A 25,764-nucleotide genomic window follows, 5' to 3' on the forward strand; every position below is an offset into this window, starting at 1 on the left:
TGAGTTCTCCGGCGCGAATGCGCGTCGTCTTCCAGTCTTCGCGTCAATTTCCTGGCGTCCGCATTCAGCGCGACATCGCGCGCAGCGCCTGTTCGATCGTCTCCTTGCGCTTCGCGAAGCCGGCCGCCGAGCGTTCGGTGACGCGCTTCACGACCGCTGCCGGCGCGGTGTCGGGCGAGCCGGCGTCGAACGGCGGGGCGGGCGCGTATTCGAGTTGCAGCTGGATTGCCTGCGCTTCTTCGTCGCCGGCCAGTTCCGCGGCGATCGTCAATGCGAAGTCGATGCCGGCCGTGACGCCGCCGCCCGTGATCAGGTTGCCGTCGCGTACGACGCGCTCGCGCACGGGCACCGCGCCGAGCGGTTCGAGCAGCGCGTGGAACGCCCAGTGCGTCGTCGCGCGCCGCCCGCGCAGTAGACCGGCCACGCCGAGCAGCAGCGCCCCCGTGCAGACCGACGTCACGTAGCGCGCGGTGGCGGCGCGCTGCTGCACGAATGCGATCGTCTCGGCGTCGAGCAGCAACTCGTTGATCCCGATCCCGCCCGGAATGCAGATCACGTCGAGCGGCGGGCAGTCGTCGAACGTGCAGGTCGGCGCGAGCGCGAGCCCGCTGCTCGACGCGACGGTGTCGCGCGACTTCCAGACCAGATGGACGGTGGCGTCGGGCAGCGACGCGAGCACGTCGTGCGGGCCGGTGAGATCGAGTTGCTGGACGCCCGGAAACACGAGAAAGCCGATATGCAGGGTCATGCGAAGACTCCGAGAGGAAGGGGAACGAACCATTGCGGGCACGGGATGGACAGATCGATTCTAGGCGCGTAGTGTTTGGCGAAATTGCCATATCACCCACGTTTTCAGCCAATCGCCATGCCTGCCGCTCCGCGTTCGATCCTGGTCCTCGCGTTCCCTCGCGCGCAGCTGCTCGACGTGTCGGGGCCGCTGCAGGTGTTTGCGTCCGTCAACGAGCTTGCGCTGGAGCGCGGCCAGCCGGCGCCGTATGCGCCGCGCGTCATTGCGGCTGATGCGGGGCCCGTCGAGACGTCGTCGGGCCTCGTCGTGATGGCGGAATCGCTGCGTTCGGCGGCGCGCCATCCCGATACGCTGATCGTCGCCGGCGGCAAGGGCGTGCATGCGGCATCGAAGGATGCGCGGCTGGTGCGGTGGGTACGGCAGCAGGCGGCGCGCACACGGCGCGTGGCATCGGTCTGCACCGGCGCGTTCCTGCTCGCCGAGGCCGGCCTGCTCGACGGGCGGCGTGCGGTCACGCACTGGGCGCGCTGCGACGAATTCGCGGCGCGCTATCCGAACGTGCGCGTCGAGTCCGATCCGATCTTTATCCGCGAAGGCGCGCTGTGGACCTCGGCCGGCGTGACGGCCGGCATCGATCTCGCGCTTGCGCTGGTCGAGGAGGATCTCGGTCGGGCCACCGCGCTCGACGTCGCGCGCGAACTCGTCGTGTTCCTGAAGCGTCCGGGCGGACAGGCGCAGTTCAGCACGATGCTGTCGATGCAGTGCACCGACGACCGGTTCGGCGAACTGCACGCGTGGATGGCCGAGCACCTGACGGCCGACCTGTCGGTGCCCGCGCTGGCCGAGCGCGTGCGCATGAGCGAACGCAGCTTCGTGCGCCACTACCGGGCGGGAACCGGCCGCACACCCGCGCGCGCGGTCGAGCAGATCCGCGTCGAGGCCGCGCAACGCCTGCTCGGCGAAACGGCATGGCCCGTCAAGCGGATCGCCGCGCGTTGCGGCTTCGGCTCGGAGGAAACGCTGCGACGCTGTTTCGTGCGCGTGCTGGGCGTGTCGCCGCAGGGGTATCGGGAGCGGTTCGTGCGGTAACGCACGCCGTGCGGCCGGGGTCGGGGCCGGAACGATTGCCGCGAGAGACTGCACGGAAATCGATCGCTTTCCAGTCCGAAATTCGGAAATTATTCAGGATCGTAGAACAATAGGTGGGGGCTTGTGCCGCGCCCGTCGCGCGCTCTATTCTGTTTCGTTGGCGATTCGAAGGGGGAGCAGCATGGACCGAATCCAGGCAATGGAAGTTTTTACCCGCGTGGTCGACGCGAACAGCTTCACGCGCGCGGCCGATACGCTCGCGATGCCGCGCGCGTCGGTGACGACCATCATCCAGAACCTCGAGGCGCTGCTCGGCGTGCGCCTGATGCACCGGACGACGCGCCGGCTGTCGCTGACGCCGGAAGGGGCGGCGTACTACGAGCATTGCATGAAGATCATCTCGGAGATCGCGGAGGCCGACGCGAGTTTCCAGACCGGCAACCGCAAGCCGAGCGGCGTGCTGCGCGTCCACATGCCGAGTTCGCTCGGGCGGCGCATCGTGTTGCCGTCGCTGTCGATTTTCCGGCAGCGCTACCCGGACATCACGCTCGAACTGGGGCTCTCCGACCGCTACGTGGACCCGGTCGAGGAGGGCATCGACTGCATGATCCGGGTCGGGCCGCTCGAGGATTCGTCGATGGTCGCGCGGCGGATCGGGATGCTGAAGCGCGTGACCTGCGCGTCGCCCGACTACCTCGCGCGTCACGGCGAGCCGCACGAGATTGCCGATCTTGCCGAGCATCATGCGGTGAATTTTCGTTCGAGCCACGGCGCGCGCGCGATTCCGTGGGTGTTCATGATCGACGGCAAGCCGTTCGAGGTGCGGATGAACGGGAGCGTCACGGTCAACGATTCGGATGCCTATGTGACGTGCGGGCTCGAGGGGTTCGGGATGATCCAGCCGACGCTGTTCATGGTGCTGCCGAACCTGCTCGACGGCTCGCTGGTCGAGGTGCTGCCGGACTGCAATCCGAAGCCGAAGCCGATCTCGATCGTCTATCCGCACAACCGGCATCTGTCGCAGAAGGTGCGCGTGTTCGCCGACTGGATCGCGGAGGTGTTCGAGTCGACGCCGTCGCTGGAGGGCGGGGAGAACTGGCGCGGGCGGGTGGGGGCGCAGGCGGCGAAGGTGCAGAGGGGCGCGGTGGCGGCGTAAGGCGTCAGGCTGCTGCCCGGGTGGCCGTGTTGCCGGCCATCGTGGATTCCGGCGCGCGCCGCCGGCACGCGTGGGGAGGCCGCCGCTACCAGCGGATGGTGTACGGATTGTTGCCCAGCGCCCAGTGCGCGTTGTCGTCCCGCTCGAGGAGAATCCCCTTGTGGGCCCAGCCATCGTCCTCGGGATAGAACGACAGCGCGCCCAGCAGGTCCGGGTCTGCCAGCCACGGCGTCGCTTGCTTGTCCGGTTTCCACAGGAAATTGACCCACGTCACCAGATGCGGATTGTCGTCGAACGGATTCTTGGAGGGCGTCATGAATTTTTCGACGCCGCCATATGAAACGTGCGCGCAGAACAGGTTGATCATGTACAGGACGCTCCCGCCGGGTGACGAAGGATCGGTCGACTCGAGTTCGTGATTACCTGTAGTACGGCATTTCCGAATGCGGTGAGTTCGATGTGGCTCAAGCGCACATGCTTTTCGCTCGGCTCGTAATCCGGATTCCGGACGGTTGGCTTCCCATTGCCGGCGTCGAACTTGATGGTAATCAGGCCACGGTAGATGAGCGCCTGCACGTCTTTCCTGACCACTCCGTCCACTCTCAGCAAGCTCGCAGCGGTGACGTCGGCGGGCAGCTCGGCGCCGCTCAAGGTGACGCAGGCGTCCGTCGGAGCCGTGTTCTTGTCCGCAAGCGCGGTTTTCAGAATCTCGTCAATCTCGCTCTTGTCCAGGTCACCCGGCGATGACATGTAGCGCACACCCGCCATCACGGCCGCGGCAACCGCGACGCCTGCAATCCGTCTGCGGTGTGTTGAATTAGTAATCGTACAACGCGACGATAAATCATCATGAAAAAGCAGATGCGAGCATCCGGTCAACTTGGGATGAATTTCTAGCAGCCCTTCGCTCATCTAGAGAGCGAAGGGCAAGAGCAGCAATCACACACGACTGTGCGGGCGTACTTGAAGGTCAGGCAAACTGCGTGCTAATCCAGGCCACGAGAGATTTCAGTTTTTCTTCTGTTTTTGGGAAATCGGCATGCTCGCCCGTTGCTACTAGTTCCTGAAAGAACATTGAAAAATGCGCTTTTTTATTTTGTCAATATCAAAGCGTTTCTTTACTGCTTCAATCACATCTTCTTGGTAGGCTGCTTCCAATGCTTTGCCGTCAAATACTTCATCGAAATCACTCAAGCACCTTGCTTCATTTTCCTGAATATAATGTTCCTCGATATATCTCGATTTCTCTTTCTTTCCGGCGCCATCTCCGTCGAGTAAGATCCGGAAATTCACCCCCCAGCCACGAAACAAGCTAATCAATGGAACGATTGCACCTGATCCGGTTGCTGGGAATATGTCAAATTTGATGTTTGGCGTGCACATTTTCTTCGCGAAAAACATCAAAGGGTGGTAGTCAAATTTACCTTCGACGATCAGCGCACGTTTAGCGCTGATCAAAGGGCTAAACGAGACGTCGAGCGCATCTAAAACCGGTTGAAAATATGTTGTGAGGTTGGGGTGCGATCCTACGAAAGTTTTATATTTTATGGACTTTATATCGCTCTCCCTTGGTTCATAGTAATCGAGGGCATCATCTGCATCGTAGTCTGCAGCTTCGTTTCTAATAATATATGCGCGCTCCAGCCATCTCGGATTTATCATGTAATGTGAGTGCGTTGAGTAAACGATGTATGTTGTTCCTCTCGCAATCTTTGAGAAGCTATCAAGGAGTTTTATTTGGGCGCGAGAGTGAAGGTTCGATGCGGGTTCGTCGAAAAGAAATATAGTTCCGGCTTCGTTTTTTCTGCTTACGCGAAACTGTGTGAAAAGGAGAAATGAAAAAAACCAACGAAATCCGAGGGATCGCTCTGACAATTTGTATGTTGACTCTCCGTCGATTATCGAGACCTCAACATATGGTGTGTTTTCTTTTTCCGAGTCTAGTAGCCAATCAATTTGAACCCTTTTTCCCGTCGTCTTTCGCCCAAAGATTTCGTTCCATGATCCAAAGATCACTCGACTCATTTCTGCCGAAGCTTTCTGAAGGACTGCATCGATTTGCTTTTTTTCATCGCTTGCAAATAGATAGGATAGAAAATTTGGATTTTTCCCGTGCTTTTCTTTAACCCGATCTATTCTGGCCACTATGTGATTGTCTATATTTAAGCCATTGCCCTGACTGTCAAGAACGTCCTGGATTATTTTCCGGTAATAATTGTTGACATCGTCTCCGATATCTTTCAGATATATTCTGTCTGGAAATCCAAAAAGAAAGGTGGGGAAGTAAACGGTTTTTGGTAGTCGTTCTCGGAAAGCATTTATACCTATCATCCAAATTTGTTTATCTTCTTTCTTTTCAGAAGGGCGCCCATTATATTCCTTGAATGCTTTTGCCCCGGATTTTCGTAATTCGAAATCGACACTCCAGTTGGTTCGAGTTTCGATGTATGAACTATCCTTGAAGACATAATTTCTCTCGATTACTAGCATATCGAGAGAAAAATCGTCTTTTAATTGAAAGTCTTGTTTTTTGTACGCGTCTCTTACGTGGTCGATGTCGGATTTGTTGAGTTTTACGATTGCGCGTATTATGATTTTTCCTGTGAAGGCGGCTTTTTTGTCCTTTGGGATTAGATCGATTAATGGGGCTTTTTCGTGTACGGTTCCGACTAGATTCGCAGTTTCCGTATCTGCAGTTCCGAAAACGGAAAGCGCTTCAAGGACGGTTGTTTTTCCACTTTCATTTAAGCCTACGAGAGTGCTTATATTTCCGGGGGAATTGTCAGATAAGTCGATTTTTATTCTTTTTATTCCTTTGAAATTCTCGATCTCGAAGCTCTGAATCTTCATGTTTTCCCCGTGGCGTGAAAAATAAAAATATATGTGTTGTGGTGATCCGTCAATCAATCGTAAGTGTGACTCATCAATGGTCGACACGCAATAACCCAAAGCATTTCCAGATTTTGATGCTCGGTCGCTTGACGAGCGCGTGCATTTTTGAGCGGCGCGGAGGTGGGGGCGGCAGCTATTCTTTATCCTGGCAAATCCGGTTTCTCTGTGCGGATTCGCCGGTAATCGATAACGTCTCGAATCTCGCCAACGCTTGCAAGTTTCAGGTGAATATGTTGGCTATTGGACAGCGTAAGGAGCGGCGGCTGAACTGGTGCGACTTCAACCGGTCGGCGGGGGGGGGCCTATGTGTTTCGTCAAGCGTTAGGGGCTGACTTGGGTTGGTAAATGGTGCCGTCGCGCAGCATGGCGAACAGAACGTCGCAGCGTCGCCGTGCGAGCGCGATGAGCGCTTGGTTGTGACGCTTGCCCTGTTGGATCTTGCGGGCGTAGTAAGCCCGCGAGACGGGGTCTCGCAATGCCGCGAAGGCGGATAGGAACAAGGCACGCTTGAGCACCTTGTTGCCGCGTCTGGATGGATGTTCACCCCGTATCGATGAACCTGAGCGCCGAGTAACCGGCGCGAGGCCGGCGTAGGCCGCCAGATGTGCAGCCGAAGCGAATGCCTTATGGGCGACCTCGGTCAGGAGTCTGGCGGCGGTCCTGACGCCGACTCCCGGCATGCTGGTCAGGACCGGCCAAAGAGGGTGAGCAAGCACCAGTCGCTCCACTTCGGCAGCGACCTCGTCGCGTTGCTTACGCAAGGCTGCAAGCTGCTGGGCTAAACGGGGCATGACGATGGTGGCGGCTTGCGTGCCGGGCACGATCACGGCTTGTTCGCGCAGTGCCTGAACGATCTCGGCCGCCAAGCCTTTGCCCATGCGAGGAGCGAGCTTGGTCAGGCGATTGGCGAGCGTCTTCTCGGTGGTGCCGGCAAGCGCGGCGGGTGACGGATAGCGCTCAAGCAGATCGAGGACCGCTGGATGGTCGAGGCGTGGCCCGAGAACACGCTCAAGCGCCGGGTGGATCTGGGTAAGCAAGCCTCGAATGCGGTTGCTGGTTTGCGTGACCTGAGCGGCGAGGTCGTCATCGAAGCCGCACAGCATGGTGAGCTCGGCGAGTTGCTCGTCCGCCAATCGAAGTGAACGCAGCGTGTGCGGCATCGAGCGGGCAGCTTCGGCAATGATCGCGGCATCGCGGGCATCAGTCTTGGCTTCGCCCGCATGCAGATCGGCGATGCGGCGCATAGCCAGTCCCGGCAGATAGGCGACGAGTACGCCTTCATCGCGAGCGACGGCCACCGGAAGCGCGCCGATGGTGGAGGGCTGATCGACGACGAACAGTAGTCGACCGTGCGTCTTGAGTTCGGTGATGAGGGCGCGCAGCTTGGCCTCGTCGTTGGGTAGCGCCTTGTTGTACAGGCGCTTACCGTTCCGATCGAGTGCCACGGCGTGATGATGGCCTTTACCGACATCGACGCCGACAAAGACATCGACGGCGTCACGTTGTTGAGTGTCTTGCATCGAAGTTTATGCAGAGTGAACGGATTGGCCTGCAACAACGGTGGCAAGTCTCGGCATCCACGTTACGGACGGCGTCGGGATATCCCGGCCAAACCCCTATCAGCGATCACCAGCCACCCACCAGGCCCGGTGACAACACCCCCCGGATCATGACTGCGACTGGGGGCGGGAATCATGCCGGGCCTGGCTGGCCATAGCCCCGATTATTGGAGCGTGAAGATAGTAACGGGGGCATAACCGCGCGCAGGTTAGTCCGCGTGCCGGTTGCTGTCGGAGCGGTATCGTGGCTGATGCGCGGGGTCTCTTCACGTGTGGGCATTGCGAACTCACCGAGGCGGGGCAGGTGATTGACGATGCGACAGCCGTGGACGATGCAACTACGCCACTTGGAAGCTGTGTGGCTCAGCGAGACATTACGACAGCCTGACAGATCTCGTCTGGTTCACGAATCGGGGTGGGACTGATTGAACTCCGAACTGGTGGAATCTCGGTCGGTGTCCGGATGGCCTGAACAGGTGGGAGGGGAGGCCAGTGCTGCCGCCATGGTGCTCTTCACCTGAAGTCTGCATCGCATGTTGCGCCGAATTTGCGCCGCGAGACGATCGGAAAATAGAAGCTCGCAGTGAAGTCAGCAGGGAAATTGAAAAAGCCCGGTAGATCAAAGATCTACCGGGCTCTCGCATTTGGTGGCGAATCAGGGATTCGAACCCCGGACCTGCGGATTATGATTCCGTCGCTCTAACCGACTGAGCTAATTCGCCGAAGAAATGAATTATGGAGAATGCCGGTCTGGCTGTCAACACCTTTTTTCGTCTTCCGTGAAAAAGGTTGCTGTCGGCCCGCGCCGGCCTCGTCGCGGGGCGGGTTGCCGTTCACCGGAACCCGCCCGCCACCCGGCCTCAATCCTGCGCGTAGATATTCGAGTCCTTCGTCTCCTTGACGAACAGCAGGCCGATCACGAACGTGCCCAGCGCGATCACGATCGGATACCAGAGGCCCGAGTAGATGTTGCCCTTCGCCGCGACGATCGCGAACGCGGTTGCCGGCAGGAAGCCGCCGAACCAGCCGTTGCCGATGTGATAGGGCAGCGACATCGACGTGTAGCGGATCCGCGTCGGGAACATCTCGACCAGCATCGCGGCGATCGGGCCGTAGACCATCGTCACGTAGATCACGAGGATCGTCAGGACCACGATCGTCATCGGCCAGTTGAGCTGCGCCGGGTCGGCCTTCGCCGGGTAGCCGGCCGACTTCAGCGTTGACGCGAGCGTCTTGTCGAACGCCGCGCCCTGCGCCTTCGCGTCGGCCGCCTTGCCGTCATAGGCCGCGACCACCGTGTCGCCGACCTTGATCTGCGCGGTCGTACCGGCCGGTGCCGCGACGTTCTCGTAGTTCAGGCCGGCCTTCGCGAGCGCGCCCTTCGCGATGTCGCACGAGTCGGTGAACTTCGACGTGCCGACCGGGTTGAACTGGAACGCGCAGCTGGCCGGATCGGCGATCACCGAGATCGGCGCCTTCTGCGTCGCAATCTCGAGCTGCGGGTTCGCGTAGTGCGTGAGGGCCTTGAACAGCGGGAAGTAGGTCAGCGCGGCGATCAGGCAGCCCGCGAGGATGATCGGCTTGCGGCCGATCTTGTCCGACAGCGAACCGAAGAACAGGAAGAACGGCGTGCCGATCAAGAGCGCGATCGCGATCAGGATGTTCGCGCTCGCACCGTCCACCTTCAGCGTCTGCGTGAGGAAGAACAGCGCGTAGAACTGGCCCGTGTACCACACGACGGCCTGGCCGGCGGTCAGGCCGACGAGCGCGAGGATCACGATCTTCAGGTTCTTCCACTGGCCGAACGCCTCGGTCAGCGGCGCTTTCGACGTCTTGCCTTCGGCCTTGATGCGCATGAACACCGGCGATTCGTTCAGCTGCATCCGGATCCACACCGACACCGCGAGCAGCAGGATCGACGCGACGAACGGCACGCGCCAGCCCCAGCTGCCGAACGCTTCCTCGCCGATGAACGTGCGCACGCCGAGAATCACGAGCAGCGACAGGAACAAGCCGAGCGTGGCGGTCGTCTGGATCCACGCGGTGTAGAAGCCGCGACGGTTGGCCGGCGCATGCTCGGCGACGTAGGTCGCCGCGCCGCCGTATTCGCCGCCGAGCGCGAGACCCTGCAGCAGCCGCATCGCGATGAAGATCACGGGCGCGGCAATGCCGATCGACGTGTAGCCGGGCAGGAAGCCGACCACGAACGTCGAGATGCCCATGATCACGATCGTCACGAGGAACGTGTGCTTGCGTCCGACCATGTCGCCGAGCCGGCCGAACACGATCGCGCCGAACGGCCGCACCGCGAAGCCGGCCGCGAAGCCGAGCAGTGTGAAGATGAACGCGGCGGTTGGATTGACGCCGGAGAAGAAACTCTTGCTGATGTAGGCCGCGAGCGAGCCGGCCAGGTAAAAGTCGTACCACTCGAACACGGTGCCGAGCGACGACGCGAAGATCACCTTCTTCTCTTCGCCCGTCATCGGCGCGTGCGAAATTTGCCCGCCTAACGTTGCCATGAGTCGTCTCCAAGTCCCTTGATATAGATATGCGGCCGCCTTGGGTGAGCGGGCCTGTGGACGATTATTGGTACGGAAACTTACGGCGGACTGACTCGCGCGTGCAAAACGACTGCGCGTTAACCCGCGTCGAATCGGTCGCTTTGTGCGCTCATCTTGCGTCGAACGTCCGGCAAATCGCTGGTTTTGGTGCAATTGCGGCGTGCTGCGGCGGCGCGCGTCAGGGTTAATCCGGGGCGGTGTCGGTCAGCGGCAGGCTGATGCGCACGAGCGTGCCGGCGAGGCGCGGTGCGTGCTGGTACACGTGATCGTCGAGGGTCAGCGTGCCGCCGTGCTGCGTGGCGATCTCGCGCACGATCGCGAGCCCGAGGCCGCTGCCGTCGCCTTCGCGGCCGAGGATCCGGTAGAAGCGCTCGACGACGCGCTCGCGTTCGGCGGCCGGGATGCCCGGCCCGGTGTCCTCGACTTCGAGATGCACGACCCGCTCCGCAGGCTCGGCGCACACGCGCACCGTGATGCGGCCGCCGTCCGGCGTGTAGCGGATCGCGTTGTCGATCAGGTTGCCGAGCATCTCGCGCAGCATCACCGGATTGCCATCGACGTCGAGCGGCGTGTCGTCCGGCGGGCCTTCGTAGCCGAGATCCATCCGTTTCGCGAGCGCGGCCTGCACCCAGTCGCGTACCGCGCGCCGCGCGAGTGTGGCGATCTCGACCGGCTCGAACGTCAGCCCGCTCGCGCGGTTCTCGGCGCGCGCCAGCGCGAGCAACTGCGTGACGAGCCGCGCGGCCTGCTCGGAGCTCGTCGCGATCTGCTCGAGCGAGCGCTGCACGTCGGGCGGGACAGGGTGGCGCAGCGCGAACTCGGCCTGCGTGCGCAGGCCCGCGAGCGGGGTCTTCATCTGGTGCGCGGCGTCGGCGATGAAGCGCTTTTGCAGCGCCATGTTCTGTTCGAGACGCGCGAGCAGGTCGTTGAACGACGTGACGAGCGGCTCGATCTCGGGCGGCGCGCGCTGCGCCTCGACGGGCGACAGGTCGTCGGGCCGCCGCGCGCGGATGTGCGCCTGCAGCGCGTTGAGCGGCGCGAGGCCGCGCGACAGCCCGAACCAGACCAGCAGGATCGCGAGCGGCAGGATCACGAATTGCGGCAGGATCACGCCCTTGATGATGTCGTTCGCGAGCGCGTTGCGCTTGTCCAGCGTTTCGCCGACCTGCACGAGCACGGGCTGCGTGTTGCCCGGTTGCGGCAGCGCGACCGTCGTATAGGCGACGCGCACGTCGTTGCCGCGCAGCAGGTCGTCGCGGAACATGACGACGCCTGGCGGCGGGCGATCCTCGTCGCGCGGCAGCGGCATGTCGGCTTCGCCCGCGACCAGCTCGCCGCGTGTGCCGAGCACCTGGAAGTAAACGCTGTCGACGTTGTCCGCGCGCAGGAAGTCGCGTGTCTGCTCCGGCAGCGTCAGCTCGGCGACACCGTTTACCGGATGGATCTGCCGCGCGAGCACGTACGCGTTGGTCTCGAGCGCGCGGTCGAACGGGCCGTTCGCGATCGTCTTCGCGACCAGATAGGTGACGGCGATGCTCATCGGCCATAGCAGCAGCAGCGGCGCGAGCATCCAGTCGAGGATCTCGCCGAACAGCGAGCGCGGGCGCGGTGCCTCGGGCGCATCGGTTTCGTCGGGTGGCGCGAACGGGTTCTCGTAGCGCGCGTCGCGCGCCTCGTCGGCGGCCGACGACGGCGCGCCGGTCGGGTGGCGGGTATGGGCCGGCGTGGCCATCGCGGCGACGCCCGGGTTCAGCGCAGCGGCGTGCCGGCCACCGCGGGCTGGGGCGCTGCCGTGTCGGCCGGCGCGGCGGGCGCGACCTTCTCGAGGCAATAGCCGAGGCCGCGCACGGTCGAGATCCGTACGCCGCTGGGTTCGATCTTCTTGCGCAGCCGGTGCACGTAGACTTCGATCGCGTTGTTGCTGACTTCCTCGCCCCATTCACACAGATGGTCGACGAGCTGCTCCTTCGACACGAGCCGGCCGATCCGCTGCAGCAGCACCTCGAGCAGGCCGAGCTCGCGTGCGGAGAGATCGAGCACGTGATCGTTCGCATACGCGATGCGGCCGACCTGGTCGAACGCGAGCGAGCCGTGGCGCACGACGGTCGGGCCGCCGCCCGCGCCGCGCCGGGTCAGCGCGCGCACGCGCGCCTCGAGCTCGTTGAGCGCGAACGGCTTGGCCATGTAGTCGTCGGCGCCGAGGTCGAGCCCCTTCACGCGCTCGTCGACGCTGTCGGCGGCCGTCAGGATCAGCACGGGGAGGTTGGAATTGCGGGCGCGCAGGCGCTTGAGCACGTCGAGCCCGGGCATTTTCGGGAGCCCGAGATCGAGGATCAGCAGGTCGAACGTCTGCATCGACAGCGCCGTATCGGCGTCGACGCCGGTCTTCACGTGGTCGACCGCATAGCCCGATTGGCGGAGTGACCGGGTGAGGCCGTCCGCGAGTATGCTGTCGTCTTCCGCGATGAGAATTCGCATGATGCTGACCGATGGCCGGCAGGGCGTTCGCGCCGGCCGGCTGTCTCCGAAGTTATTCGTGTACAACGCAGCCTGCATTGCGGGCTTGCACAAAACACTGTTTTTTTATACAGTGTCTGCATTCGTGGGCGGCGCTTGAAAGCGGGCGCGCCTCTAACAGACGCTGCTCATCATAGCAAAGGACGATTCATGGAAGATAGCAAGAAGGGCTCCGGGATGACCGCCGAGAAGAGCAAGGCGCTGGCCGCCGCGCTTGCCCAGATCGAAAAGCAGTTCGGCAAGGGCTCGATCATGCGCATGGGCGACGGCGAGGCGACGGAGAACATCCAGGTCGTGTCCACGGGCTCGCTCGGTCTCGATATCGCGCTTGGCGTCGGCGGCCTGCCGCGCGGCCGGGTGGTCGAGATCTACGGTCCGGAATCGTCCGGTAAAACCACGCTCACGCTGCAGGTCATTGCCGAACTGCAGAAGATCGGCGGTACGGCGGCGTTCATCGACGCCGAGCACGCGCTCGACGTTCAATATGCAGCGAAGCTCGGCGTGAACGTGCCGGAGCTGCTGATCTCGCAGCCGGACACCGGCGAGCAGGCGCTTGAAATCACCGACGCGCTGGTGCGCTCGGGCTCGATCGACATGATCGTCATCGACTCGGTCGCGGCGCTCGTGCCGAAGGCCGAAATCGAAGGCGAGATGGGCGATTCGCTGCCGGGTCTGCAGGCCCGCCTGATGTCGCAGGCGCTGCGCAAGCTGACCGGCACGATCAAGCGCACGAACTGCCTGGTGATTTTCATCAACCAGATCCGGATGAAGATCGGCGTGATGTTCGGCAACCCGGAAACCACGACGGGCGGTAACGCGCTGAAGTTCTACTCGTCGGTGCGTCTCGACATCCGCCGGATCGGCTCGATCAAGAAGAACGACGAGGTGATCGGCAACGAAACCCGCGTGAAGGTCGTCAAGAACAAGGTGTCGCCGCCGTTCCGCGAAGCGATCTTCGACATCCTGTATGGCGAAGGTATTTCGCGTCAGGGCGAGATCATCGATCTCGGCGTGCAGGCGAAGATCGTCGACAAGGCGGGCGCCTGGTACAGCTACAACGGCGAGAAGATCGGCCAAGGCAAGGACAACGCGCGTGAATTCCTGCGCGAGAATCCGGAAATCGCACGCGAGATCGAGAACCGCATTCGCGAATCGCTTGGCGTGGTCGCCATGCCCGATGGTGCTGGCCTGGACGAAGCCGAGGCGATGGACGAAGAAGAGTGATGGTCGGGCGCCGAGGTCAGGCTGGCGAGCCGGAGGAGAGCGACGTGCCCGAAACGGCGGGTCGCTCCGGCCGGCGAGCCGGATCCTCGGGCGCCGATCGGCGGGTCGCAGGCAGCCATGCCGCGAACCGCACCGCGACGAGGGCATCCGACGATGCCCTCGTTTCGTTTGAGATTACCGCACCGGACGATCCGTTCGACGACGATGAGTCGTTCGACGCGCACGACCGCTCCCGTCGTCGCGTGTCCGGTGTCAGCTTCCCGGGCGATCGCGCAGCCGACGCATCGGCGCCGGCCAGGGAAGATGTCTATACGCGCAGCAGCCAGCATCCGCGTCGCACACGTCGCGCGTCGGGTGCTTCTTCTTCCAGTGCTTCGCCAGGTGACGCTCCGGGCGCGACCGAGCGCAAGTCGTCGAAGCCTCAGCGATCGTTGAAGGGCCGCGCGCTCGGCTATCTATCCCGCCGCGAATACAGCCGCGCGGAACTCGCGCGCAAGCTCGCGCCCTACGTCGGCGAAGACGAATCCGTCGAGCCGGTGCTCGATGCGCTGGAACAGGAAGGCTGGCTGTCCGACGCGCGCTTTGCCGAGAGCCTCGTGCATCGTCGCGCGTCGCGCGTTGGTGTCGCACGCATCGTCAGCGAGCTGAAGCGTCATGCGGTGGGCGACACGCTCGTCGAGGAAGTGAACGCGCAGCTCCGCGAGACCGAATGGGCGCGTGCGCAGGCAGTCTGGCGCAAGAAATTCGGTGCACTGCCGCAAACGCCGGCCGAGCGTGCCAAGCAGGCGCGCTTTCTCGCCGCACGCGGCTTCTCGAGCGCGACCATCGTGAAGTTGCTGAAGGTCGGCGACGATTTCCTGATCGACGACTGACCGCGCCGATCGCGCGCATGGCGCGCGATTTTGCTGCAACGCAACCACTTCCGGACAGGCGGGAATACCCGCCGTCGCGTCAAGCTGTCTCAAATACCCAATATGCTAAAATCCACGGGTTTTCCTCTTCGGCCTCAACCTCCAGCATGCCGCTATCCGAGCCCGTGCCCCGTCAGTTGCGACATCAACGCGCAATCCGAGCGGAAGCTTACGAGCGCGGCGACGGCTTGTGGGACATCGAAGCCTGCCTGACCGACCACAAGCCGCGCGATGTCGCGCTTGCGTCGGGCATCCGGCCCCAGGGCCTGCCGATCCACGAACTCTGGCTGCGCGTGACTATCGATCGTGACCTCAATGTCGTCGACGCCGAAGCGTCTTCGGAATGGGTTCCCTATCCCGGTCACTGTCAATCCGCCCCTCCCGCCTATCGGGCCCTCATCGGGCTCAATCTCTTCCGCAATTTCCGCCGCAACGCGAACCGGCTGCTCGCCGGCGTCGCAGGCTGCTCCCATCTCACCGAACTGTGCGCCGTGCTGCCGACGGCAGCGATCCAGGCGTTCGCCGGTGATGTGTGGAACGTGCGCGAAGAGGGCGGCGAAGGGCCGGATCATGACGGCGCACACGACGAAGCGCCTTTCCAGCTCGGCCGCTGCCGGGCGTTGCGGTTCGACGGTGAGGTCGTGCGGCAGTACTACCCGCGCTGGTATGGCGCGAGCCGGCCGGACGTGCCCGGTGATGGCAGCACGAAGGAATGAACGGAAATCATTCGAAGAAGCGTCTAAAGCGACTTTTCATCCAACTCTCAGACTGAAGGGAATCACGCATGAAGATTCACGAGTACCAGGGTAAGGAAATCCTGCGGAAATTCGGAGTCGCGGTACCGCGCGGCAAGCCGGCGTTCTCGGTTGACGAGGCCGTCAAGGTGGCAGAAGAGCTCGGCGGCCCGGTTTGGGTCGTGAAGGCTCAGATTCACGCGGGTGGCCGTGGCAAGGGCGGCGGCGTGAAGGTGGCGAAGTCGATCGAGCAGGTTCGTGAATACGCGAACCAGATCCTCGGCATGCAGCTCGTCACGCACCAGACCGGTCCGGAAGGCCAGAAGGTCAACCGTCTGATGATCGAAGAAGGCGCTGACATCAAGCAGGAACTGTATGTCAGCCTCGTCGTCGATCGCGTGTCGCAAAAGATCGTTCTGATGGGTTCGAGCGAAGGCGGCATGGACATCGAAGAAGTCGCCGAAAAGCACCCGGAACTGATCCACAAGGTCATCGTCGAGCCGTCGACGGGCCTGCTCGACGCTCAGGCCGACGATCTCGCCGCGAAGATCGGCGTGCCGGCTGCTTCGATTCCGCAAGCGCGCGCGATCCTGCAAGGCCTGTACAAGGCATTCTGGGAAACCGACGCATCGCTGGCCGAAATCAACCCGCTGAACGTCTCGGGCGACGGCAAGGTCACCGCACTCGACGCGAAGTTCAACTTCGACGCGAACGCGCTGTTCCGCCACCCGGAAATCGTCGCTTACCGCGACCTGGACGAAGAAGATCCGGCTGAAATCGAAGCGTCGAAGTTCGACCTCGCGTACATCTCGCTCGACGGCAACATCGGCTGTCTCGTGAACGGCGCAGGCCTGGCAATGGCGACGATGGACACCATCAAGCTGTTCGGCGGCGAGCCGGCGAACTTCCTGGACGTCGGCGGTGGCGCGACGACCGAGAAGGTCACCGAAGCGTTCAAGCTGATGCTGAAGAACCCGGATCTGAAGGCGATCCTCGTGAACATCTTCGGCGGCATCATGCGCTGCGACGTGATCGCGGAAGGCGTGATCGCCGGTTCGAAGGCCGTGAACCTGAACGTGCCGCTCGTCGTGCGCATGAAGGGCACGAACGAGGACCTCGGCAAGAAGATGCTGGCCGATTCGGGCCTGCCGATCATCTCGGCGGACAGCATGGAAGAAGCTGCGCAGAAGGTCGTCGCGGCTGCCGCAGGCAAGTAAGCGCGCGCTAATGAACACGCATGGCGGCGCGGTTCGCTCGCGACGCCAATCGAACAGAGGTCAAAATACATGTCGATTCTGATCAACAAGGACACGAAGGTCATCACGCAGGGCATTACCGGCAAAACCGGTCAGTTCCATACGCGCGCCTGCCGTGAATACGCAAACGGCCGCGAAGCATTCGTCGCGGGCGTGAACCCGAAGAAGGCCGGCGAAGACTTCGAAGGCATTCCGATCTACGCAAGCGTCAAGGAAGCGAAGGCAGAAACCGGCGCGACCGTGTCGGTCATCTACGTTCCGCCGGCAGGCGCAGCGGCTGCGATCTGGGAAGCGGTCGAAGCCGATCTGGATCTCGCGATCTGTATCACGGAAGGCATCCCCGTCCGCGACATGATCGAAGTGAAGGACCGCATGCGCCGTGAAGGCCGCAAGACGCTGCTGCTCGGGCCGAACTGCCCGGGCACGATCACGCCGGACGAGCTGAAGATCGGCATCATGCCGGGTCACATCCACCGCAAGGGCCGCATCGGCGTCGTGTCGCGTTCGGGCACGCTGACGTATGAAGCGGTTGCTCAGCTGACGGCACTCGGCCTCGGCCAGTCGTCGGCAGTCGGTATCGGCGGCGACCCGATCAACGGTCTGAAGCACATCGACGTGATGAAGATGTTCAACGACGATCCGGACACGGATGCGGTCGTGATGATCGGCGAAATCGGTGGTCCGGACGAAGCCAATGCGGCAGAGTGGATCAAGGACAACATGAAGAAGCCGGTCGTCGGCTTCATCGCTGGCGTCACGGCGCCTCCGGGCAAGCGCATGGGCCACGCCGGCGCGCTGATCTCGGGCGGTGCGGATACGGCCGAAGCGAAGCTGGAAATCATGGAAGCGTGCGGCATCACCGTCACGCGCAACCCGTCGGAAATGGGCCGTCTGCTGAAGAAGGCGCTGTAATATTTCCCCTGGGTTCGTCCTGCAGAAAACGCCGGCTTTGCCGGCGTTTTTTGTTATGCTCGCGCAATGAATTCGTAAGCACCGGGCATGCATCGCGCATGTGCCGGCGATGAACCGGGCCGCCTGCAAGGCGGCCGCCGTCCTGCCCGTCACGCCATGCTCGAATTCCTGACGTCGCTCCACTGGGGCGCCGTACTCCAGATCGTCATCATCGATATCCTGCTCGGCGGCGACAACGCGGTCGTGATCGCGCTCGCCTGCCGCAACCTGCCCGCGAACCAGCGGCTGCGCGGTGTCATCTGGGGCACCGCGGGGGCGATCCTGCTGCGCGTCGCGCTGATCACGTTCGCGGTCGCGCTGCTCGACGTGCCGTTCCTGAAGCTCGGCGGCGGGCTGCTGCTGCTGTGGATCGGCATCAAGCTGATGGCGCCGGCCGCCGACGCGCACGACGACATCAAGCCGGCCAGCCGGCTGTGGGACGCGGTGAAGACGATCGTGATCGCCGATGCGGTGATGAGCCTCGACAACGTGATCGCGATCGCCGGCGCGGCCGAGCAGGCCGACCCGTCGCACCGGATCGCGCTGGTGATCTTCGGGCTCGTCGTCAGCGTGCCGATCATCGTGTGGGGCAGCACGCTGGTGCTGAAACTGCTCGACCGTTTCCCGATCGTCGTGGCGTTCGGTGCCGGGCTGCTCGGCTGGATCGCGGGCGGGCTGATCGTGAACGACCCGGTCGGCGACCGCTGGCCGGTGCTCGACACGCCGGAGGTCCTCTACGGCGCGAGCATCGCAGGCGCGCTGTTCGTCGTGGCGATCGGTTACACGCTCAGGAAGCGCCGCGACGTACCGCACGCACACTGACTATTGGCCGTCCGGCCGACTGCCGGATTCACGGCCCGCTGGCTACGATCGAGACGCCTGCCTTTACCGGCAGGCGTTTTTCGTTTCCGGAGCCTGCCATGTTCGAAGCCTTTTCCATTTCCCTGTTCCGTCGCGTGGCCGCCGATCTGCGGCGCGCGAACCGGCCGTCACCGCGCTGGCGGCCGGCCGGCTTCACGCTGATCGAACTGATGATCGTGCTGGCGATCGTCGGCGTGATCGCGGCCTATGCGATTCCCGCGTACCAGGATTACCTGGCGCGCTCGCGCGTCGGCGAGGGGCTCGCGCTCGCGTCGTCCGCGCGGCTTGCCGTCGCCGACAACGCGGCAAGCGGCACGAGCCTCGATGGCGGCTACAGCCCGCCGGCCGCGACCCGCAATGTCGAATCCGTCGCGATCGACGGCGCGACCGGCCAGATCACGGTCGCATTCACCACGCGCGTCGCCGCGGCCGGCGCCAATACGCTGGTGCTCGTGCCGTCGGCGCCCGACAAGGCCGATGCGCCCACCGCGCGCGTGCCGCTTAAAAAGGGCGCGATGCAGGCCGGTGCGATCGCGTGGGAGTGCTTCGCCGCCGGCAAGGATGCGTCGTCGTTGCCGGCGCCGGGGGCCGGGCCGTTGCCGGGCGACGCCGCGACGCTGCCTGCGAAATATGCGCCGGCGGAGTGTCGCGTGTAGTGCCGGCGGCGGGGCAGGGCGGCGCGGGCAGCATGCCGGCCGCCGCTTCCGCCGGCCCGGGCGGTCATCCCGCGTCGGGTCGCGGCGCGAAGGCCCCGCACAGAGGGGGGAAAGTTTTGTATAGTGCGCCGGTTGCTGACATCCGGTTCGCTCATGCCCTCCACTTTTTCCCGTTCGTTGCCGCTCGTTGCACTGGCTGTCGCCCTGATCGTGCCGTACGCAATCACGAATCACACGTATCCGATCCCGACCTTCTATTCCGAGTTTTCCGCGCTGGTGCTGTATCTGCTGGTGGGAGTGTCCGTCGTGCTGCTCGCGCGCACGGGTCGCCCGGCCGAGCCGTTTGCGGCGCCGGCCGCGTTCGTCGCGCCGCTCGGGTTCGCCGTGGTGCTCATCGCGCAGGTCGCGCTGATCCCGCTCAAGGTGCCGTCGATGAACTGGCTGGCGGTCGGCTATCTTGCCGCCGCGCTGGTCGCGATGCAGGCCGGCTATGCGCTCGCGCGCGACGGGCTGGCCGAGGCCGTGTCGCGGATGATGGCCGGTGCGCTGCTCATCGGCGGCGTGTTCGCGGTCGGAACCCAGATCGCGCAGTTGTTCCACCTCGAGTCGGCGCTGTCGCCGTTCGTCGTGATGTACAACGTCGCGGTCGATCGCCGTCCGTACGGCAACATGGCGCAGGCGAACCATCTGGCCAGCTACATCGCGTTCGCGCTCGCCGGCGCGCTGTATCTCGTGCAGACGCGCCGGCTCGCGGTATGGGCGTGGTTCGCGCTGTCGATCGTGCTGTCGGTCGGTCTCGCGCTGACGGTGTCGCGCGGGCCGTGGCTGCAGGTCGGGGTCATGGTCGTCGCAGGCTTCTGGATGGCGTGGCTCGAATCGCGTCGTGCGCCGGGCAATGCGCGCGCGTGGCTGATCCCGGTCGTGCTCGCGGTGGCATTCATCGCGGTGAACGTCGCGGTGCGCTGGGCCAACGTGCACTATCACCTGAATCTCGCGGAATCCGCGGCCGACCGGATGCGCGACGCGGGGCAGATTGCGCCGCGTCTCGCGCTGTGGAAGTACGGGCTCGCGATGTTCCGCGAGCATCCGCTGCTCGGCGTCGGCTGGGGCGAGTTCCCGTCGCACCAGTTCGCGCTCGTGCGTTCGCTCGGCGGCGTCGAGATTGCGAACAACTCGCACGACATCTTCATCGACCTGCTCGCGAAGTCCGGCCTCGTCGGCTTGGGCGTGCTCGTCGTCACGCTCGTGACGTGGTTTGTGCGTGCGGTGCGCGCGCCGCAGTCGAGCATGCGCGTGTTCGGCTTTGCGCTGATCGGCATCCTTTTGATGCACGCGCTGGTCGAGTATCCGCAGCAGTACATGTTCTTCCTGTTGCCGGCGATGTTCGTGATCGGGCTGCTCGACGTGAAGCCGCTGCGCATCCTGCCGGGGCGCGCAGCGTTCGGGTTGTTCGCGGTGCTGTCGGTCGGCGGCGTGCTGGCGGCGGTGCCCGTGCTGCGCGACTACCAGCGCGCGGAAGTGCTGTATTACGGCAGCGATCCGGCCGCGCAGTACCGCGATGCACCGTCGCTGCTGTTCGGCGCGTGGGGTGAATACGGCGCGGCCACGCTGCTGCCGATTTCGGCGGACGACCTGCCGGCCAAGCTCGCCGCGCATGAACGCGCGATCGCGCTGCTGCCCGGCGAGACGGTGCTGCGCCGCTATGCGGCGCTGCAGGCGCTGGCGGGCCGCAACACCGATGCGCTCGACACCGTCGCGCGCCTGCACGTGTTTGCGAAGGAGTTGAAGGACTGGCCGCAGCAACTGGCGGCGCTGTACAAGCTGTGCGATCAGCAGCCGGCGCTGAAGCCGTTCAAGGCGGCGGTCGTCGCGAAATACGGCGAAGTGCCGGCCGATGCGGCCGACGACGAGGACGACGACGATTCGGATTGATGCAGGCCGCGCCTGCCGGACGGGGAATGCCGGCATGTGCCGCGCGGTGAGGAAGTCGCGGTGTGCGTCGGGCCGAACTGCCGGGCGCGAACCCGGCGAATCCGGCCGCGTAGCGATTACCTCGCGGATTGCGCGGATTCCGGCTGAACGCGCGACGATTCGCGTCAACCATTGTCAAATCACCGCCGCTTTCCGGGTGGCGCGTGCACAATGCGCGAAAGCGCGTGCGTACCGGCTCGCATCGGGCCTGGGCCGGCGTCAGCACGAGCAGTACCCCGGCCATCCGGGAGGTTCACCACGCAGGATCGCGGCCGGGCATCGATCGGCCGTGCGGCCGTAACGGGGCGCCGGTCCGAAGGCCGCGGCGCAGTGTGACGCACGCGGTGCGGCCGGGCGATGTTCCCCGGTGCGCGGCGCGTGTGTCCGGAACAGTGCTCAAGAACGATATTCGACCATGGCTATTCGCTCGACCTACCTGATCCTGCCCGCCGTCGCGATGCTGTTTTCCGGCTGCGCGATGCTGTCGTCGTCGCAGGAAAGCAAGCTGACCTGCCACATTCCGCGTGCCGTCTATCCGGATACCGCGAAGCCGCTCACGCGCCCGGCAACCGTACTCGTGCGCGCGCTGATGACGACGTCCGGCGAGGCGCAGAACGTCACGGTGACCACGAGCAGCCGCAATGCGGCGGCCGATCGCGCGGCCATCGACGCGATGACGCACGCGACCTGCGTGCAGACGGGCGCGACCGCGAACCCGTTCATGCTGACCCAACCGTTCGTGTTCGAGCCGCAGCGCGGCCAGTGATGGGCAGGCGGTGCGGCCTGCGTGCGGGTTGCCGTCCGGCTTCGCCGCGGCCACCCGCACCGTTTCGCTCGGCCGCCGACAGTCGATGCGCGCGGCCGTTGTGGCGCGCGCCCGACGTTCAGTGCTGCGGCATCAGGTTCGCGCCGCGGCAAGCCGGCTCGGCCGCCGTGCTCAGCCCGAGCAGCGTGAACCCGTTGCGCTCCTGGCGAATCAGCGCATAGTGCCGCGCGACCGTTTCTCCGGTGTTGCCCGTCAGATCGAGTTCGACCTGAAAGCGGTCCTTGCTGTCCGAGCAACTGCGCACCGGGCCGTACGCGAACCCCCTGTCGGCAGTCTTGCTGGCCTTTTCGAACACCTGTCGGCCTTTCAGCGCGGCCGCTGCGGCGGCGGGCTCGCTCCATTCGCGCGCCAGCGCATCGTCCGCCTTCAGCCATTCGTCGACGAAATCGCGGCCGTTGAGCGCAACGGGCTGTACGCGCTGCACGGTGGCGCCGTCGACGCGATAGCGGAAGACGCCCGGCCGCGTCATCACATCGCTGTCCTTCGAGCCGACCGTCGCCCGCACCTCGAAGCCGTCGGGGTGCACCTTGAAGCGGATCGGGTTTTCGTCGAGCACGTAGCTGTTCTCGGAATGGAACACCGTGCGCTGCACGGCCGAGCCGTTGGCCGGCGCGACCACGTCCACGGCGAACTGGCTCCAGCGCGACGCGCACCACGGCGTGCCGTGGACGACCGCGACCTGCCCGCCGGGTAGCGCCGAGAACCAGAAGCCGGCGCCGTACGCGCCGCCGATGTCCTTGTAGTCGCCGGCCTGCCAGCGCAGCACGCGCCGCCAAGCACCGTTTTCCCAGGCGTACGCGGTCAGCACGTTGTCGTCGCCGCATGCGATGTCGAAACCGGCGCGCACGAAAAGCAACGGGCGTGACGTGCCGCCGCGTTCGACGCCGACGTCCGGATTGCGGCCGAATGCCGATTCGCCATCTTTAAACTGGGTAGTGGGTTGGGCGGGCACGCCGAGCGTGGTCGCGAGCGTGCGTTTCAGCGCGGCCGGGTCGACCTGTTCGTCGCTGCACGCGAGCCGCGCGTCGATCGCGCCGACGAGCGCTTGCTTGTACGCACGCAGCGCGTCGCGCAGCGGTGGTGCAATGTCGACGCCGCCGCCGTCGCTCGGCGGAACGCGGATCTGCTGGACGCGATGCTGCGCGTCGATGGCCGCGCGCGCGGCGGTGTCGGCGGCGGGGCAGGTGCCGGCGGCCGATGCGGCGGCCGGCAGCAGGGCGAGCGCGCACAGCAGCGGCGCGCCGTATTTCAGCGTGTGGGTCTTCATTTGTGATGTGTTTTTCTGGTTTTTTATCGTTCGAACGGGAAATCGTTACGGCCGACGATGCCCCGTGAATGGCTGCTGCTGACGCCGCCGCTGGCGCTCAACCCGCCGTGTCTTCCGCCTTCCAGTCCCCCGACTTCCCGCCGCGCTTCTCGCGCACGCTCACGTCGGTGATCACCATCCCGCGATCGACCGCCTTGCACATGTCGTAGACGGTCAGCAGCCCGACCTGCACGGCGGTCAGCGCTTCCATCTCGACGCCGGTCCGGCCGAACGTCTCGACCTGCGCGACGCAATGGACGCCCGGCAGCGCGTCGTCGAGTTCGAAGTCGACGGCTACGCGCGTCAGCGCGAGCGGGTGGCACAGCGGGATCAGGTCGGCCGTGCGCTTGGCGCCCTGGATGGCCGCGATGCGCGCGACGCCGAGCACGTCGCCTTTCTTCGCCTTGCCGTCGCGGATCAGCGCGAAGGTGGCCGGCAGCATCCGGATCGTGCCGCGCGCGATCGCGATGCGTTGCGTTTCCTGCTTGCCGCCGACGTCGACCATGTGGGCGTGGCCGGCGGCGTCGAAATGGGTGAGTCCTGACATGTCTTCCTCTAGTGGAACGGAGTGCGCGAGCACGTCCCGCGATCCGGCGTCGCGATCGGGCGGGGCATCGAATCTCGTCTCTGCGCCGCGCGTCGATTCAACGTTTCAACGGGCGCCTATCATAGCAGTGGCATTCGCGGCGCCGGGTGCGCAGATGGCACCCATGCCGCACGGGACAGTCACGCTGCCGCCGGTACAATGACCCGAATATTCAGACCAAACGCCGCGATGCGCGCCCGGCGCGCGGGACGGCGTCGTTTTCATCCTGCCATGCGTGTCAAACAGTTGCTTGCCGTGTCGCTGTCGGCGGTGCTCGCGTTGCCGCCGAGCGGCCATGCGCAGCGCGCGTCCGCGCCGCCGCTCGAATCGGCGGCCGACGGCGCCCGGTCGATTTCCACCGTGCCCTCCGGCATCGCGCCCGGCGTGTTCGGTACGTACGGTGGCGCGGAGAGCCGGTTTTCGGACAAGGGCAGCGCATCGGCGCCGGCCGCGAGCCTGCGCGCGCCGCTTCGCGCGCTCGAACTGCCCGATCTCGGCGACGGCTCCGGCGGGTCGCTGACGCCGCAGGCCGAGCGCCGGCTCGGCGAGCGTGTGATGCGCGAAGTGCGGCGCGATCCCGACTATCTCGACGACTGGCTCGTGCGCGACTACCTGAACGCGATGGCGGCGCGGCTCGCGGCCGCCGCGGCCGCGCGCTTCATCGGCGGCTACACGCCGGACTTCGACCTGTTCCCGGTGCGCGATCCGCAGATCAACGCGTTCTCGATGCCGGGCGGCTTCATCGGAATCAACAGCGGGCTCGTCGTCACGACGCAGACGGAGTCGGAGCTTGCGTCGGTGGTCGGCCACGAGATGGGGCACGTGCTGCAACGGCACATCGCGCGGATGATCGGTGCGAGCGAGAAGACCGGCTATACGGCGCTCGCGACGATGCTGCTCGGCGTGCTGGCCGGCGTGCTCGCGAGAAGCGGCGACCTCGGCAGCGCGATCGCGGTGGGCGGGCAGGCGTATGCGGTGGACAACCAGCTGCGCTTCTCGCGTTCGGCCGAGCGCGAGGCCGATCGCGTCGGCTTCCAGTTGCTTGCGGGCGCGGGCTACGACCCGTACGGGATGCCGGGCTTCTTCGAGCGGCTCGACCGCGCGTCGATGGGCGATGCGGGCGTGCCGGCGTATGCGCGCACGCACCCGCTGACCGGCGAGCGGATCGCCGACATGGAGGATCGCGCGCGTCGCGCGCCGTACCGGCAGCCGCGCCAGTCGCCCGAATACGGGTTCGTGCGTGCGCGGCTGCGGGTCCTGCAGAACCGCGCGCCGACCGACATCGCGGCCGAGGCGCGCCGGATGCAGTTCGAGATCGACGATCGCACGGCGCCGAACGTCGCGGCGAACTGGTACGGCATCGCACTCGCGAACGCGCAGCTCGGCGAGTATGACGCGGCCGGCAAGGCGCTCGCGTCGGCACGCACCGCGTTCGACGCGCGCGAGCGGCGCGAGGGCGATCCGGCGACGGGTTCGCCGAGCCTCGACGTGCTGGCCGCCGACATCGCGCGCCGCGCGGGGCGCGCCGACGACGCGGTGCGGCTTGCTGCGCTCGCGCAGCGGCGCTGGCCGGCGTCGCACGCCGCGATCGTCGTGCATCTTCAGGCATTGATCGCCGCGCGCCGTTTCGCCGAAGCGCAGGCGCAGGCACGCGCGCAGGCAAAGGCCGACCCCGAGCAGCCGGACTGGTGGGACTATCTCGCGAAGGCGAGCGACGGCAAGGGCGACGTGCTGGCGCGGCGCCGCGCGCTAGCGGAGAAGCTCGCGCTCGACGGCGCATGGCCGTCGGCGATTCGTCAGCTGAAGGATGCGCGCGACGCGAAGGACGTGTCGTTCTACGAGCAGTCGATGATCGGCGCGCGGCTGCTGGAATTCGAGGCGCGCTACAAGGAAGAGCGCGAGGACGAGAAGAACGGCCGCGGGTAGCGGCCGCGACGCGGCAAACGCGGGCGAAGCCGCC

The 25,764-nt window shown here is 64.7% G+C and carries 23 protein-coding genes and 1 tRNA gene; 13 read left to right on the forward strand and 11 right to left on the reverse strand.

Going from position 1 to position 25,764, the window contains the following annotated elements; all coding sequences use genetic code 11:
- Positions 1–64: 64 nt before the first annotated feature.
- The gene (locus QZM67_RS18305; protein WP_301805558.1) at positions 65–748 is read right to left on the reverse strand and encodes a DJ-1/PfpI family protein; all 684 of its coding nucleotides are present in this window, start codon (positions 746–748) and stop codon (positions 65–67) included.
- Between the two features lie 117 nt (positions 749–865).
- Between QZM67_RS18305 and QZM67_RS18310 the strand changes: the two genes are divergently transcribed.
- Together QZM67_RS18310 and QZM67_RS18315 are read left to right on the forward strand one after the other, a co-directional pair.
- Entirely contained in the window at positions 866–1,837 is a 972-nt protein-coding gene (locus QZM67_RS18310) for a GlxA family transcriptional regulator (protein WP_301805561.1), read from the forward strand.
- A gap of 181 nt (positions 1,838–2,018) precedes the next feature.
- Positions 2,019–2,993 carry a LysR family transcriptional regulator gene (locus tag QZM67_RS18315; protein ID WP_175022046.1) on the forward strand — a complete coding sequence of 325 codons (975 nt, stop codon included), beginning with the start codon at positions 2,019–2,021 and terminating at the stop codon, positions 2,991–2,993.
- An 85-nt stretch (positions 2,994–3,078) separates the two neighbouring features.
- Here the strand turns inward: QZM67_RS18315 and QZM67_RS18320 are convergent, their stop codons facing one another.
- From QZM67_RS18320 to QZM67_RS18355, 8 genes are all read right to left on the reverse strand, one after another.
- The gene (locus QZM67_RS18320) at positions 3,079–3,360 is read right to left on the reverse strand and encodes a hypothetical protein (RefSeq protein ID WP_301805566.1); all 282 of its coding nucleotides are present in this window, start codon (positions 3,358–3,360) and stop codon (positions 3,079–3,081) included.
- Positions 3,357–3,905, reverse strand: coding sequence for a hypothetical protein (locus tag QZM67_RS18325; RefSeq protein WP_301805568.1), 549 nt, complete (start codon positions 3,903–3,905; stop codon positions 3,357–3,359). Before QZM67_RS18325 ends, QZM67_RS18320 begins: the two co-directional genes overlap by 4 nt.
- A gap of 144 nt (positions 3,906–4,049) precedes the next feature.
- On the reverse strand, positions 4,050–5,843 hold the full coding sequence (locus QZM67_RS18330) for an ATP-dependent endonuclease (protein WP_301805573.1): 1,794 nt from the start codon (positions 5,841–5,843) through the stop codon (positions 4,050–4,052).
- A gap of 356 nt (positions 5,844–6,199) precedes the next feature.
- Entirely contained in the window at positions 6,200–7,405 is a 1,206-nt protein-coding gene (locus tag QZM67_RS18335; RefSeq protein ID WP_301805577.1) for an IS110 family transposase, read from the reverse strand.
- Between the two features lie 684 nt (positions 7,406–8,089).
- A tRNA-Met gene (locus tag QZM67_RS18340) sits at positions 8,090–8,166 on the reverse strand.
- Between the two features lie 138 nt (positions 8,167–8,304).
- Positions 8,305–9,963, reverse strand: coding sequence for an MFS transporter (locus tag QZM67_RS18345; RefSeq protein WP_301805579.1), 1,659 nt, complete (start codon positions 9,961–9,963; stop codon positions 8,305–8,307).
- Between the two features lie 226 nt (positions 9,964–10,189).
- Positions 10,190–11,737 carry a sensor histidine kinase gene (locus QZM67_RS18350; protein WP_301805581.1) on the reverse strand — a complete coding sequence of 516 codons (1,548 nt, stop codon included), beginning with the start codon at positions 11,735–11,737 and terminating at the stop codon, positions 10,190–10,192.
- 17 nt (positions 11,738–11,754) lie between these two features.
- Complete coding sequence (locus QZM67_RS18355) at positions 11,755–12,483, reverse strand: response regulator transcription factor (protein ID WP_041492943.1); 729 nt, start codon at positions 12,481–12,483, stop codon at positions 11,755–11,757.
- Between QZM67_RS18355 and QZM67_RS18360 the strand changes: the two genes are divergently transcribed.
- From QZM67_RS18360 to QZM67_RS18405, 10 genes are all read left to right on the forward strand, one after another.
- Entirely contained in the window at positions 12,482–12,622 is a 141-nt protein-coding gene (locus QZM67_RS18360; protein ID WP_155292077.1) for a hypothetical protein, read from the forward strand. The two genes, QZM67_RS18355 and QZM67_RS18360, sit on opposite strands and share 2 nt — an antisense overlap.
- A gap of 50 nt (positions 12,623–12,672) precedes the next feature.
- Complete coding sequence (gene recA / locus QZM67_RS18365; RefSeq protein ID WP_301805583.1) at positions 12,673–13,746, forward strand: recombinase RecA; 1,074 nt, start codon at positions 12,673–12,675, stop codon at positions 13,744–13,746.
- Positions 13,746–14,618: a recombination regulator RecX gene (recX, locus tag QZM67_RS18370; protein ID WP_089451217.1), complete on the forward strand. Its 873-nt coding sequence runs from the start codon at positions 13,746–13,748 to the stop codon at positions 14,616–14,618. The genes recA and recX overlap by 1 nt, the downstream gene beginning before the upstream one ends.
- Before the next feature lie 146 nt (positions 14,619–14,764).
- Positions 14,765–15,373, forward strand: a complete 609-nt coding sequence (locus tag QZM67_RS18375; RefSeq protein ID WP_175022041.1) for a DUF2889 domain-containing protein — start codon at positions 14,765–14,767, stop codon at positions 15,371–15,373.
- 68 nt (positions 15,374–15,441) lie between these two features.
- Positions 15,442–16,608 carry an ADP-forming succinate--CoA ligase subunit beta gene (gene sucC / locus QZM67_RS18380; RefSeq protein WP_043190750.1) on the forward strand — a complete coding sequence of 389 codons (1,167 nt, stop codon included), beginning with the start codon at positions 15,442–15,444 and terminating at the stop codon, positions 16,606–16,608.
- A 69-nt stretch (positions 16,609–16,677) separates the two neighbouring features.
- Positions 16,678–17,559 carry a succinate--CoA ligase subunit alpha gene (sucD, locus tag QZM67_RS18385; RefSeq protein WP_006477916.1) on the forward strand — a complete coding sequence of 294 codons (882 nt, stop codon included), beginning with the start codon at positions 16,678–16,680 and terminating at the stop codon, positions 17,557–17,559.
- Between the two features lie 156 nt (positions 17,560–17,715).
- On the forward strand, positions 17,716–18,420 hold the full coding sequence (locus QZM67_RS18390) for a TerC family protein (protein WP_175022040.1): 705 nt from the start codon (positions 17,716–17,718) through the stop codon (positions 18,418–18,420).
- 98 nt (positions 18,421–18,518) lie between these two features.
- The gene (locus QZM67_RS18395) at positions 18,519–19,115 is read left to right on the forward strand and encodes a pilin (RefSeq protein WP_301805591.1); all 597 of its coding nucleotides are present in this window, start codon (positions 18,519–18,521) and stop codon (positions 19,113–19,115) included.
- 153 nt (positions 19,116–19,268) lie between these two features.
- Positions 19,269–21,047: a Wzy polymerase domain-containing protein gene (locus tag QZM67_RS18400; RefSeq protein WP_175022039.1), complete on the forward strand. Its 1,779-nt coding sequence runs from the start codon at positions 19,269–19,271 to the stop codon at positions 21,045–21,047.
- 454 nt (positions 21,048–21,501) lie between these two features.
- Positions 21,502–21,852 (forward strand): TonB family protein, encoded by a 351-nt coding sequence (locus QZM67_RS18405; RefSeq protein ID WP_089451216.1) that lies wholly within the window; start codon positions 21,502–21,504, stop codon positions 21,850–21,852.
- 118 nt (positions 21,853–21,970) lie between these two features.
- Here QZM67_RS18405 and QZM67_RS18410 read toward each other — a convergent pair whose 3' ends face one another.
- A complete protein-coding gene (locus tag QZM67_RS18410) occupies positions 21,971–23,179 on the reverse strand; it encodes a hypothetical protein (protein ID WP_301805595.1) in 1,209 nt (402 codons plus the stop codon).
- 97 nt (positions 23,180–23,276) lie between these two features.
- On the reverse strand, positions 23,277–23,765 hold the full coding sequence (gene moaC, locus QZM67_RS18415; RefSeq protein ID WP_043190762.1) for a cyclic pyranopterin monophosphate synthase MoaC: 489 nt from the start codon (positions 23,763–23,765) through the stop codon (positions 23,277–23,279).
- 270 nt (positions 23,766–24,035) lie between these two features.
- Here moaC and QZM67_RS18420 point away from each other — a divergent pair, with 270 nt between their 5' ends.
- Positions 24,036–25,730 carry a M48 family metalloprotease gene (locus tag QZM67_RS18420; RefSeq protein WP_301805597.1) on the forward strand — a complete coding sequence of 565 codons (1,695 nt, stop codon included), beginning with the start codon at positions 24,036–24,038 and terminating at the stop codon, positions 25,728–25,730.
- The last annotated feature ends 34 nt before the right edge of the window (positions 25,731–25,764 follow it).

Origin of the sequence: Burkholderia sp. AU45251 (assembly GCF_030482905.1) — a bacterium.
Lineage (GTDB): Bacteria > Pseudomonadota > Gammaproteobacteria > Burkholderiales > Burkholderiaceae > Burkholderia > Burkholderia aenigmatica.